This is a genomic window from Kitasatospora sp. NPDC057738, from assembly GCF_042798815.1.
In the GTDB taxonomy this organism is placed as follows: domain Bacteria; phylum Actinomycetota; class Actinomycetes; order Streptomycetales; family Streptomycetaceae; genus Kitasatospora; species Kitasatospora lactacystinica.
In genome coordinates this window covers 43,904-55,141 of the sequence record NZ_JBHVJT010000068.1, presented here as the reverse complement: position 1 = coordinate 55,141, position 11,238 = coordinate 43,904, and the positions used below count along the sequence as shown (strand labels likewise).

The 11,238-nt window shown below is 74.0% G+C and carries 9 protein-coding genes, 1 tRNA gene and 2 pseudogenes; 8 read left to right on the top strand and 4 right to left on the bottom strand.

Features of this window, described 5'->3' with window-relative positions; translation table 11 throughout:
* Together ACFVGO_RS30355 and ACFVGO_RS30350 are read left to right on the top strand one after the other, a co-directional pair.
* Positions 1–624: pseudogene (locus ACFVGO_RS30355) on the top strand (RNA helicase); the annotation flags it as partial.
* Positions 625–813: 189 nt separating this feature from the next.
* A complete protein-coding gene (locus tag ACFVGO_RS30350) occupies positions 814–1,641 on the top strand; it encodes a TIGR02452 family protein (RefSeq protein ID WP_359897949.1) in 828 nt (275 codons plus the stop codon).
* A gap of 15 nt (positions 1,642–1,656) precedes the next feature.
* Here ACFVGO_RS30350 and ACFVGO_RS30345 read toward each other — a convergent pair whose 3' ends face one another.
* Complete coding sequence (locus ACFVGO_RS30345; RefSeq protein ID WP_359897948.1) at positions 1,657–1,992, bottom strand: hypothetical protein; 336 nt, start codon at positions 1,990–1,992, stop codon at positions 1,657–1,659.
* A 130-nt stretch (positions 1,993–2,122) separates the two neighbouring features.
* Positions 2,123–3,217 carry a hypothetical protein gene (locus tag ACFVGO_RS30340; RefSeq protein ID WP_359897946.1) on the bottom strand — a complete coding sequence of 365 codons (1,095 nt, stop codon included), beginning with the start codon at positions 3,215–3,217 and terminating at the stop codon, positions 2,123–2,125.
* Between the two features lie 101 nt (positions 3,218–3,318).
* Here ACFVGO_RS30340 and ACFVGO_RS30335 point away from each other — a divergent pair.
* Positions 3,319–3,777, top strand: a pseudogene (locus ACFVGO_RS30335) (RICIN domain-containing protein); the annotation flags it as partial.
* Between the two features lie 7 nt (positions 3,778–3,784).
* On the opposite strand, the gene ACFVGO_RS30330 reads toward ACFVGO_RS30335, so the two are convergent.
* Together ACFVGO_RS30330 and ACFVGO_RS30325 are read right to left on the bottom strand one after the other, a co-directional pair.
* Positions 3,785–4,480, bottom strand: coding sequence for a tyrosine-protein phosphatase (locus tag ACFVGO_RS30330; protein WP_359897945.1), 696 nt, complete (start codon positions 4,478–4,480; stop codon positions 3,785–3,787).
* A gap of 111 nt (positions 4,481–4,591) precedes the next feature.
* Complete coding sequence (locus ACFVGO_RS30325; protein WP_359897944.1) at positions 4,592–5,353, bottom strand: SDR family oxidoreductase; 762 nt, start codon at positions 5,351–5,353, stop codon at positions 4,592–4,594.
* Between the two features lie 125 nt (positions 5,354–5,478).
* On the opposite strand from ACFVGO_RS30325, the gene ACFVGO_RS30320 reads away from it, so the two are divergent.
* From ACFVGO_RS30320 to ACFVGO_RS30300, 5 genes are all read left to right on the top strand, one after another.
* Positions 5,479–6,276, top strand: coding sequence for a DNA polymerase beta superfamily protein (locus ACFVGO_RS30320; RefSeq protein WP_380635189.1), 798 nt, complete (start codon positions 5,479–5,481; stop codon positions 6,274–6,276).
* Between the two features lie 47 nt (positions 6,277–6,323).
* A tRNA-Lys gene (locus ACFVGO_RS30315) sits at positions 6,324–6,396 on the top strand.
* A gap of 836 nt (positions 6,397–7,232) precedes the next feature.
* On the top strand, positions 7,233–8,591 hold the full coding sequence (locus ACFVGO_RS30310; RefSeq protein WP_380357957.1) for a DUF6002 family protein: 1,359 nt from the start codon (positions 7,233–7,235) through the stop codon (positions 8,589–8,591).
* Between the two features lie 108 nt (positions 8,592–8,699).
* Positions 8,700–9,881, top strand: coding sequence for a hypothetical protein (locus ACFVGO_RS30305; RefSeq protein ID WP_359897941.1), 1,182 nt, complete (start codon positions 8,700–8,702; stop codon positions 9,879–9,881).
* On the top strand, positions 9,878–11,212 hold the full coding sequence (locus ACFVGO_RS30300) for a hypothetical protein (protein WP_380635186.1): 1,335 nt from the start codon (positions 9,878–9,880) through the stop codon (positions 11,210–11,212). The genes ACFVGO_RS30305 and ACFVGO_RS30300 overlap by 4 nt, the downstream gene beginning before the upstream one ends.
* Positions 11,213–11,238: the final 26 nt, after the last annotated feature.

Here is an 11,238-nt window from a genome sequence, read left to right as displayed (position 1 = left end):
GGCTTCAACCGTGACCGTGACGACCGCGGTGGCCGTTCCTTCGGTGACCGTGACAACCGTGGCGGCGGCTTCAACCGTGACCGCGACGACCGCGGTGCCCGTTCCGGCGGCTTCAACCGTGACGACCGCGGTGGCCGTTCCGGTGGCTTCGGTGACCGTGACAACCGTGGCGGCGGCTTCAACCGTGACCGTGACGACCGCGGCGGCCGTTCCGGCGGCTTCAACCGTGACGACCGCGGCGGCCGTTCCTTCGGTGACCGTGACAACCGTGGCGGCGGCTTCAACCGTGACCGTGACGACCGCGGTGGCCGTTCCTTCGGTGACCGTGACAACCGTGGCGGCGGCTTCAACCGTGACCGCGACGACCGCGGCGGCCGCTCCTTCGGCGACCGTCCGGCCCGTTCCTTCGGCGACCGTCCGGCCTTCGGCCGTGACCGCGACGAGCGCGGCGGCAGCAGCCGTCCGTTCGCGCGCCGCGACGACCACCGCTCCGGCGGCCGTCCGCAGTCCGACCGCGGTGGCTTCAACCGTGACCGCGGCGGCTTCGGTGCCGGCCGTGACCGCGAGGACCGTCGCCCGGGCGGTTTCGACCGCGACGACCGCAAGCCGCGCTGGAAGAACTGACGCCGCACCGGCGGTAGTCGACCGCCGGCCCGGCTGAACGTACGAAGGGCCCGCTCCGTCCCCCGGAGCGGGCCCTTCGCGTTTCCCCGGCAGCCTCGCGTTCCCCCGCGCCGGCCCCCCCGGGGCGTTGTTCTGGGAGTGAGAATAACCTGTGGCGCGCGGGCGCCGCGGTCCCGTAGCGTCGCGGCCATGAGCAGCAGACTGCACGATGTGGCGCGAGTGAACGAGGAGATCGCCGAGCGGGGGAGCTACCGGACGGCCGGGGGCGAACTCGTGCAGGTGGGGGAGGAGTTGGGGGCGGCGCGGGCCGGCACGGTGTCCTACGCGCCGGAGGGGCTGGACGCGCTGCTGGCGGCGGGCGACCGCGGGCCGGGGCCGGCGGCCGGACGGATCGAGGTGACGGCCGAGGGCAGCATCCAGGCCGCCCGCCGACTGGTCGGGGCCGGGGCGGGGCCGGTCGGGGTGCTGAACTTCGCCTCCGCGCGCAACCCCGGCGGCGGCTACCTGCGCGGCGCCCGCGCCCAGGAGGAGGACCTGTGCCGCAGCGCGCTGCTGTACAGCTGCCTGCGGGAGGCGCCGGACTACTACGAGGCGCACCGGGCCTCCACCGACCTCCGGTACAGCCACCGGGTGATCGTCTCGCCGGCGGTGCCGGTGATCCGGGACGGGCGCGGAGAACTGCTGGCGCAGCCGTACCCCGTCACCTTCCTGACCTCGCCCGCGCCCAACGCCGGGCAGCTGGAACGGCGTTCGGCCGGTGCGGACGTCCGGGGCGTGCTCGCCGAGCGGGCCGTGCGGGTGCTCGCGGCGGCCGCCCGGCACGAGGTGCGCGCGCTGGTGCTCGGGGCCTGGGGCTGCGGGGTGTTCCGCAACGACCCGGCGCAGGTCGCCGAGGCCTTCGAGGGGGCGCTGGCCCGGTACGGGGCCGCCTTCGATCAGGTGGTGTTCGCGGTCTGGGACCGCTCGCCGGTCTCGGCGAACCGGGCCGCCTTCGAGGCCCGGTTCACCGCGGGGTGACCGTTCGGCAGCCGGCTACTTCCGGCGGGCGGCGAGCGCCGTGGCGGCCGTGGAGGCCGCCGCGACCACGCCGGTGACGGCGAAGACGGACGGCCAGGCGCCGATCCGCTTCGCCAGCGGGTGCGAGCCGCCGAAGGCCGCCACGTACAGGCCGGTCAGCGCCGCCGCGGTGCCCGCGCCCGCGCTGCGGCGCCACTGCGCGGCGGCCCCGGCACCGGCCACCGCCAGCACCGCGCCGCCCAGTTCGCGCCGGCCGCTCCACCGGGCGACGCCGTAACCGCCGACCAGACCGCTCGCCGCGGTCAGCGCGGCGGGCGCGGCGGCCGTGAAAACGTTCGGGACCTTCGCCATCGTCGACTCCACTCGTGGGGGCTGTGTCGTTTTCCGACCATAACCCGGTGAACGAACGGGGCCGCCGGGACCTCCCTCCGGAGCACCGGCAGCGCCGACAGCGCCGTCCGCCGGAGCGCCGCCGGGCCTCCTACCGGAACGCCTCCGCGGGCGTCTGCCCCGGCACCGTGGCGGCCAGCCGGCGGGCGGCCTCCGCCGGGTCGAGCACCCGCTCCAGCCGCAGGTCGCCCGGGACCTCCTGGATGAACCGCCCGGCCGACCAGCTCCGCTCGTACGGCAGCGGCTCCAGGACCAGGGTGCGCACGCCGTCCACCACCGGGATGTCGCTCGGCGTCCCCTCGTTCCACACCCAGGAGCCGTCCGGCGCGACCAGGTTGAAGGCGCCGGTGGCGACCACCCGGCGGCCGTCCAGGAACGCCGTCCGGGCCAGTGCCACCACCTCCCGGTCCTGCGGGGTGCCGGGCAGGTGGCCGCCGCCGATCAGCACGTCGGCGAGCAGGGTGTGCAGCTGGAAGGTGTCGCTCAGGCCGCTCATCCGCAGCAGGTAGCCGGTGCCGGTGGGGCGGTCGAGCACCAGCAGCGGCTCGTCGTCCAGCATCAGCGCCAGGTGGACCAGGCCCTTGAAGTCGTGCTGCTCGCCCTGGTAGCGGTCGAACAGCTCCAGGATCACCTCGGTCACGCCCGAGGCGCGGGCCTCGGCCCGGACCTCCGGGTGCGCGTACACCGCCCAGGCCGCCTGCTGCCACAGGTGCAGCGTCCACCAGGCGACCACGGCCAGGTGGGCGTGCCACTCGTCCAGGTGCGCCGGGTCGGCGATCCGCTCGTGCGCCTCGGCCGGATCGTCCTCCTCCGCGCCGGGCAGCGGGCCGCCGCCGGTGGAGACCCAGCGCCGCACCAGCAGCTGCGCGCCGGTCAGCGCCCCGCGCAGTCCGGCCAGCACCGGGCCGGAGCAGGCGACCGGGTCGGCGCCGTGCTCCACGCAGGCGCCCACCACCATGGCCAGGTGCGCCCGGGGGAACGGCGGGGCGTCCGGCAGCAGGGCGGCCAGCCGGGGCCCGGCCGCTGCCTGCTCCGCCGGGTCGGCCGTGCCGAACAGCCCGCCGACCAGCCCGAGGGCGGGCCCGAACTGCTCGTCGTCCCCGGCCGCGACCACGGCCTCCAGGGCGGCCACGGCTTCGGAGAAGGTGGGCTGTTGACGGTGCGACGGTATCTGCTCGGTGGACATTCGCCGCAGCATAGGGGGCGGAGCCGGTCCGGCGGAAACTCCTCCGCGCCCCGGCCCGCCCGGGCCGTACGCGGGCCCCTGTCGGTGCCCGGTGGCAGACTTCGACCGTGACGGACTCCGAGATCACCGACGGCAGCTACCTGGTCCGCAACGTCGGGAGCGGCCTGCTGCTTCAGGTCGCCGAAGCCTCCCGGCGCAGCGGTGCCCGGATCGTCCTCGGCGCGGACGACGGCAGTGACGCCCAGCTCTGGCGCCTCGCCGCCGTCCACCCGGGCGGCGCGCTGTTCCACATCGAGAACGCCGGCAGCGGCAAGCGCCTGGACGTCACCGGCGCCTCGACGGACGACGGCGTCCGGATCCAGCAGTGGTCGGCCAACGCCTTCGGTGCCCAGGAGTGGCTGCTGGAGGCCCACGTGGACGCCCCGGGCACCTACACGGTCACCAGCTTCATCAGCGGCAAGCCCCTGACGGCGGGCGACACCCCGGAGGCCGACGTCCACCAGAGCGAGGACGTCGACGCCCCGGCCCAGTGGTGGCGCTTCGAGCGCCGGGAGGGCTGAAGGCCCGTCAGTCCGCGAGGTTGGCGCGGGCGGCGTCGAGTTCGGCGTCCGTCGTGCCGTGGTGGCGGAGGTAGCCGGGGATCGTGCCGTGGTGGTCGTGGATCCAGGCCAGGGAGGAGACCAGGAGCTCGGCGTCGACCGGGCGGGAGAGGCGCTCGGTGCCGGTCTCGTCGAGGTACGGGGTGGGGCCCTTGTCGAGGCCGAGGCCGATGTTGGAGAGCAGGAAGTCGGCGGTGATCTCGGCCTCGGAGGCGCCCAGCAGGGACTGGAGGACGGCGATGGTGAGCCCGGTGCGGTCCTTGCCGACGGCGCAGTGGACGACGGCGGCCAGCGCGTCCGGAGCGGCGAGGCGGCGGACGACGGCGGCGAGCGAGGGGCCGGCCGTCGAGGCCATGAAGGGGTAGAGGGCGGCCTGGTCCTCGGGCCAGGGCCGGTCGGCGTCCTCGGGGTGGGGGGGAAGGGTCGGCAGACCGAGGGTCTCGTGGTCGAGGCAGTGCCGCTGGTCCGGCCAGGCCTCCAGCTCGTACGCGCTGCGCAGGTCGAAGACCGTCCGCAGGCCGAGGGCCTTGAGCCGCCGGGCGCCCTCCTCGGTGAGGGTGTGGAAGGACCCGGAGCGGTACAGCACGCCCCGGCGGAGGGCGCCGATCCCGCCCGCGTCACGGAAGTTGCGCACACCGGGGATGTCGATGAAGGCGTCGGTCATGGCCACCACGGTACGGGCGGGCGCGGGCGGGAGGAAGGAGGAGTGCGACGTCGGCGGCCCGGCGGGAGGACACCGTCCGAAACCGGCCCCCGCCGGTGGGCGACCGGCTGCTCAGCGCCCGCCCGAGACCTCCAGGAACGCCCCGGTGGTGTACGAGGCCGCCGGGGAGAGCAGGAAGAGGATCGCCTCGGCGACCTCCTCCGGCTGCCCGCCGCGCCCCATCGGCAGGCCGGGCGCGACCCGGTCGACCCGGCCGGGCTCGCCGCCGAGCGCGTGGATGTCGGTGTGGATCAGCCCCGGCCGCACCGCGTTGACCCGGATGCCCTCGGCGGCGACCTCCAGGGCGAGGCCGCGGGTCATCGAGTCCACCGCGCCCTTGGCGGCCGCGTAGTCGACGTACTCGTTCGGCGAGCCGATCCGGGAGGCGGCCGAGCCGACGTTGACGATGGCGCCGCCCCGCCCGCCGTGCCGGGTGGACATCCGGCGGACGGCCTGGGCCGCGCACAGGAACGGGCCGGTGATGTTGGCGGCCCAGATCCGGGTCAGCCGGTCCTCGTCGATCTCCTCCAGCCGGCACTGCTTCTCCAGCGTGCCGGCGTTGTTCACCAGCCCGGTGAGCGGGCCGAGCTCGTCGTCCACGGTGGTGAACAGCCGCTCCACCTCGGCGGTGCGGGTGACGTCGGCGCGGACCGCGAGGGCGGTGCCGCCGTCGGCCCGGATGGCGTCCACCACGGCGGTCGCCGAGGCCTCGTCCGTACGGTAGTTGACGCAGACCCGGTAGCCGCGGCGGGCGGCCAGCAGGGCGGTGGCGGCTCCGATGCCGCGGCCGGCGCCGGTGACGATCAGGACCTCGTCGGTGGGAGTGGTCGACATGGACCGTACGCTACCCGGCGGCCGGGCGGCCCGGACCGGAATTCGCTCGCCCGGCGGGGCCCGCTCGGCGAGGATGCCCGGACGAGGATGCGGTGCCCGCCCGTCCGTCCGAGAGGAGTCCGCCGATGTCCACCACGACCGCCGTTCCCGGCGTCGCCTCCGTTCCCGGCGTCGCCTCCGTTCCCGGCACGGTGCTGCTCTCGGGCATCGTCGGCTCCACCGCGTACGGCTTCGCCCACGCCGGCTCCGACCTCGACCGGCTGGGCCTGTTCGCCACCCCCACCGAGGAGTTGCACGGCCTGCACCGCCCGGCCGAGTCCCAGGTCACCACCGCGCCCGACGTCACCCTGCACGAGGCCGCCAAGTGGTGCCGGCTGGCGCTGGGTTGCAACCCGACCGCCTCCGAACTGGTCTGGCTGCCGGACGAGCTGTACGAGGTCCGCACCCCGCTCGGCGACGAACTGGTCGGCCTGCGCGCGGCCTTCCTCAGCGCGCCGGCCGTGCGGAAGGCCTACCTCGGCTACGCCGACCAGCAGTTCCGCAAGCTGCTGACCCGCGACACCGCCGACCCGGCCGCCCGCCGCCGGGCCGCCAAGCACGCCCGGCACCTGGTCCGGCTGGTCGAGCAGGCCGTCCGCCTGCACGAGACCGGCCGCAACCTGATCCGGCTGCCCGACACCGAACGCATCCGCGAACTCGGCGAACGCATCGCCGACCGCCCCGCCCTCGCGGAGGGCCTGCTCGCCGACGCCGCCGACCGGCTGGCCGGCCGAGGTGTCCTTCCCACCGCCCCCGACCAGCGCCCCGTCGAGGCCTGGCTCCGCCGGGTCCGCGCCGTTCACTACACCCCGCCTCAAGTCCCGCTCCACGAGCCCGGCACGCCCGCGCAATCCACTGGCGGAGCCCTGGGCCCCACCGGGTAGGATCGCCGTGGTCCTTCCGCCCGGGCATCCGGGCGCGCCGGGACCGCGGGCCACTAGCTCAATTGGCAGAGCTGCGGACTTTTAATCCGTAGGTTCAGGGTTCGAGCCCCTGGTGGCCCACCTGGTCGAGGCGAGTCCGGGCGTCCTCCCTTCGGGGAGGGCGCCCTTCGTCGTGATCGGCGCGGTATCGGCGCGGCGCAGGGCGGGGCGCGGCGGGCGACGTGTCATCCGGCGGGGCCGCGACGGGAGTTCCGCCGTTCGGCGACCCGGCGGAGGCGGCGCTCGGCGGCTCCGCCGGCCGGGTCCCGAAGGGCCGGGCCGGATCATCGGCGAGGTCGTCGCGGAAAGAGTCCACAGGACAGTTCGTGTCCAGGTGGACCGTGAATTCTCGGACATCCGGACGAACAGCCCCCAAAGGGCGGCAATTTCACCCGGGCTGCTCCGGCTCCCCGGAATCCCGTACGCCAGGTGCGGTTCGGATCCGACGAAATTGCTCCACAGATGGGCGTTTGTCCCGCAAGAGGGGTGAACGGGGGGCAATGTCATAGCGAAATGGACGCGGTGTAACCCGCGTCACACCGAAGGGTCGTTGACCGGGGACGGTCAATGAATCAATACTCTCGACAAGCAGCTGCCGTATCACCCGTCCGCACAAAATTTCACCGAATCATCCGGGGTTGAGAGGTTTCGCGGACGCGAAGGCTCAACGGGTGGGGTCGAGCCGACGGAAGAGTCCGACCCGCTTTCGGTCCTGGAATTCGCCGGGTTCCACGCGGTGCCCGGGGGGCCGCGATCGGCGCGGTGTGTCGATGTTGTGTGCACTGGGTTTGCCTTTCGTCATGACCAGGGTCGCGGCCCACTTTCTCGGTTTCCCTGACGGCCGTCACCGACCTGCGCGAGCACGACCGTGCAGGCGCGCGGGCGGATTCGATCTCCGGTGGAAAGAGGCAGGAAAAGTGATTCTCGACAATGCTCTCGTCCGGTACTACGAAGAGATCCGTTCAGTCCTGCGGGACCTCCTGGGCGGCCCGGAGAAGGCCGACGCCGAAGGTTTCACGCCGGGCGTCGAACTGCCCGAACTCACCGAGGCCATGCGCGAGTACCTCGCGGTCTCCGGCCTCGGCCACGCGGCCATGCCGTCGTACCGGGGCCGGAACCTCGCGCTGCTCGACCTCACGCGCAACCCGGCCACCATGACGACCAAGACCTTCGCCTCGCTGGTCATCGTGGCCAGGGCGGTCCGCTTCGTCCAGGACACCGGCCGGCGGGTCACCATCGTCACGCCGTCCTCCGCCAACAAGGCCATCGCCATGCGCGACGCGGTGCTCCGGGCCGTCCGGACCGGCCTGGTGGACGCCGACCGGCTCAACGTCATCACGGTGGTCCCCGAGGGGGCGGTGGCCAAGCTGCGCAGCTCCGAGCTGTTCACCGACCCCGGGCTGCGGGCGCGCAACCCGATCGCGGTGTACGGGGGCGAGGAACCCGGCACCGTGAAGGCCATCGCCCTCGGGCTGGTCGACGAACACCGGAGCGCTCTGGAGAAGGAGTGCGAGACCAACCTCTGGTACACCCTCCAGCTGGAGAACTACCTGGCGGCGGACGTGGTCAGGGCGCTGGCCGAGGCCGACCTGTTCCCCTCGGCGCCCGGCGAGGCCCGGCTGCACGTGCACTCGGTCTCCAGCGCCTACGGGCTGCTCGGCCACGCCCACGGCCGCAGCCGGCTCCCCGCGGACGTCCGCTCCCGGACCCTGCCGCCGCACTACTTCCTGGTGCAGCACCTGGGCGCTCCCGACATGGTGCTCAGCCTGTACAACGAGGGCTCCACCGACACCGGGAACCTCCCGGCGTACTCCTACGACGCGGAGACGGGACTGTTCACGCAGAGCGCCGACCCGCGGTACCCCGCGCAGACCTTCGATCCGGGGGAGACCCTCGACCCGACCTTCTACACCCGCAACCCGCCCACCTCGCCCCGGATGAACGAACTCATCCGCACCCAGGGCGGCGGCGGCATCGTCGTCTCGCTCGCGGAGTGCCTCGGCCGCTACGGGCAGGTGCGCTCGCTGCTCGGGGAAGCCGGCGTGCGGCTGCCCGCGAACCCCACCGCGCTGCGCGAGTGGTCCCTGGTGATGGCGATGACGGGCCTGCTCAACGCCGTCGACCGGGGGCTGGTGCCCGAGACCGACATCCTCGTGCACGGCTCCGGCAGCTACTCGGCGACGGACTACGGCCACCTCACCGTCCGGGACCTGCACCCGGTGGCCACCGCCGAGGACCTGCGGCGCGTCGTGCTGGACGCCACGCCCTCCGCCTGACCGCTCGGGCGGGGCCCCGCCCGCCCGTGCCGGGGCCCCGCTCCGCCGCCGTCCTGCTCGCCACAGACGACCCGCTCGCCACCGACGACCCGCCGAGGTGATAGCCCCGTGGTCCCTGCCGTCCCGCCCCCGCGCGCCACGCCGCACCAGCGGCTGCGCATGCACACCGGTTACCACTGGCGCAACAGCGGCAACCGGGTCCTGACCACCGCACGGACCGCCTGGGACACCCGGGACGGGGCCGGCTTCCCGGCCGTCCGCTCGGAGGCCGGGGGACTGTCGGTGAGCTACGCGGGCCTCGCCGAAGGCCTCGCGTACACCCTGGAGTTCACCGAGCTCCGACGCGACGCCGACGTCCACGGCGTCCGGCGCCGGACCGGCCGGCTCACCGGAGCGGCCCTCCGGGACCCCGCCCGGCTGCCCGACGCGGACATCGTCATCGTCGGTACGAGCGCCGAGCGCGCCCGCGCGCTGCCGCGCGAGGCCTCCCTCATCGTGCCGATGCGGGTGCACTTCGTGATCGACTTCGACGCGGACCCCGACACCGTCCGGCAGCGCATCTCCAAGCGCGAGCGCCAGCAGTTCAAGCACGACCTGCGCGACCACGCCTGGACCTGGGGGCTCAGCCGCGACCCGGCTTGGTTCGACCACTTCTACGACCGGCTCTACCGCCCCACCATGTTCCAGCGCCACGGGGACCGGGAGCGCACCGAGACCAAGGACGTCTCCTACGAGTGCCTCTTCCGCGGCGGCCGGATGTTCGTCCTGCGGCAGGACGGCGAACCGATCGGCGGAGCGCTCTGCCACTGGGACCGGGCATCGGGGACGATGACCCTGCGCCTGCTGGGCGTGGTCGACGGCGCGCGGGAGCACTACGACAGCGGCGCCTTCAAGGCGATCTACCACTTCCTCATCGACTGGTGCGCCCGCCACGGCGTGCGCCGCCTCGACTTCCAGGGCACCGAACCCTTCGTCAGCAAGGGCACCTACCAGTGGAAGCGGCGGTTCGGAACCAGCGTGCTGCCGCCGCCCAACCACTTCGGCGCCAAGCGGCTCTGGCTGCAGGTCCGCGCCGACACGCCGGAGGTGCGGGACTACCTGGTCGCCAATCCGGTCCTGGCCGAGCGGACGGACGGGACCCTGGAGGCGGTCTACTTCCGCGACGCGCGGCGTGCCCCCCGGCTCGACTACTCCGCCAAGTCCCCGGGAGTGGCGGGGGTGCGCGAGGTGGACCTCGACGCATTCCTCGCCGGCGCGGCGCGCGGGCCCGCCGGAAGGGCCCGCAGATGACCGCCCCGTGGTACGGCACCGCGCCGCCGCCGCTCGACAACCGGCTCGAACTGCCCGCCGTCCAAAGGGAACTGGCCCGGGTGGAGGACGGCGAGTACGCCCGGGTGGTGCCGGTCGCGTCGTCCCTGCGGCCCGTCATGCTGCCGCGTTCCTCCTACGACGAGCTGTTCACCGCCACCGCCGACCTGCTGGCGCTGCTGCGCCGCACGCTGCTGGAGCGCGCTCCGACGGCGGCCGGCCGGATCGCCGCGCTCGGTGCCGACGAGCGGATGTACCCCCTCGTCATGGACGGCCCGGCCGAGGAGGACTACGCCACCTGCATCGCCCGGCCCGACGTCATGGTGGGCGCCTCCGGCCCCAAATTCCTGGAGTTCAACATCGGCTCCGGCATCGGCGGGGTGGTGGACACGGCACTGCACACCGCCGCGTGGGTGGCGGCGTTCGGCGGCCCGGAGCGGATGCCCTTCGACGCGGTCGATCCGCTCGCGGTGCGCGACGAGCTCTTCGTGCGCGCCGTCCGGGCCCTGGGCGTCGAGCCCGCGGTCGCGATCGTCGGCACGCTCCGGGACTTCGGCGGTCCCCCCAGCCGCTACTTCGAGATCCAGGAGGAGTCGCTGCGCCGCCGCGGCCTGGCGGCCGAGACGTTCGAGCCGGAGGACCTGCTCGACGGACTCGGCCTGCCGGGAGAACCCCGCTACCGGCTCGGGCTGCGCCACTTCACGATCCTCGAATGGCTCGGCCACGGCATCGACCTCGGGCCGGTGCGGACGGCCCTGGACGCCGGCGTGCGGTTGATCGCGAGCCAGACCGCGTACCTGATCGCCAACAAGAAGGTGCTCGGCTGGGTGTCCGAGGGGCGGCCGTGGATGACGGACCGGGACCGGCGGACCGTCGAGCGCTACCTGCCGTGGACCCGCGTGGTCGGGGACCGGCCCGTCGAGCGGCACGGCCGGACCGTGCCGCTCCCGGAACTGCTCCTGGAGCGCCAGGAGGAGTTCGTGCTGAAGCCCGCCATCGGGATGAGCGGGCAGCAGGTCCTGGTGGGCCGCTCGTGCCCGCCGCAGGCCTGGCGGGCGGCGGTGACCGCGGCCGCCGCGGCGCGGGACCACATCGTCCAGGAGTGGGTGGAACCCGTGCCGTACCGGATGGAGTTCGCCGGTTCGGACGGATCCGGCAGCCACCAGGCCGAGGTGGTGCCGGTCTTCAGCCCCTTCCTGTTCGACGGGCGGGCCGCCGGCTGCATGGTGCGCTACCTCCCGCCCGACCGGGACGGCGTGGTCAGCATCCACGGCCACGGAGCCCTGTCGAACGTGGCGTTCGCGCTCCGCTGACCCCCGCGACTCTCCCCAGGAGGACG

Bases quoted from the DNA above. Each gene is read 5' to 3' on its own strand.
- ACFVGO_RS30350 (WP_359897949.1), top strand. From the start codon at position 814: ATGAGCAGCAGACTGCACGATGTGGCGCGAGTGAACGAGGAGATCGCC.
- ACFVGO_RS30345 (WP_359897948.1), bottom strand. From the start codon at position 1,992: ATGGCGAAGGTCCCGAACGTTTTCACGGCCGCCGCGCCCGCCGCGCTG.
- ACFVGO_RS30340 (WP_359897946.1), bottom strand. From the start codon at position 3,217: ATGTCCACCGAGCAGATACCGTCGCACCGTCAACAGCCCACCTTCTCC.
- ACFVGO_RS30330 (WP_359897945.1), bottom strand. From the start codon at position 4,480: ATGACCGACGCCTTCATCGACATCCCCGGTGTGCGCAACTTCCGTGAC.
- ACFVGO_RS30325 (WP_359897944.1), bottom strand. From the start codon at position 5,353: ATGTCGACCACTCCCACCGACGAGGTCCTGATCGTCACCGGCGCCGGC.
- ACFVGO_RS30320 (WP_380635189.1), top strand. From the start codon at position 5,479: ATGTCCACCACGACCGCCGTTCCCGGCGTCGCCTCCGTTCCCGGCGTC.
- ACFVGO_RS30300 (WP_380635186.1), top strand. From the start codon at position 9,878: ATGACCGCCCCGTGGTACGGCACCGCGCCGCCGCCGCTCGACAACCGG.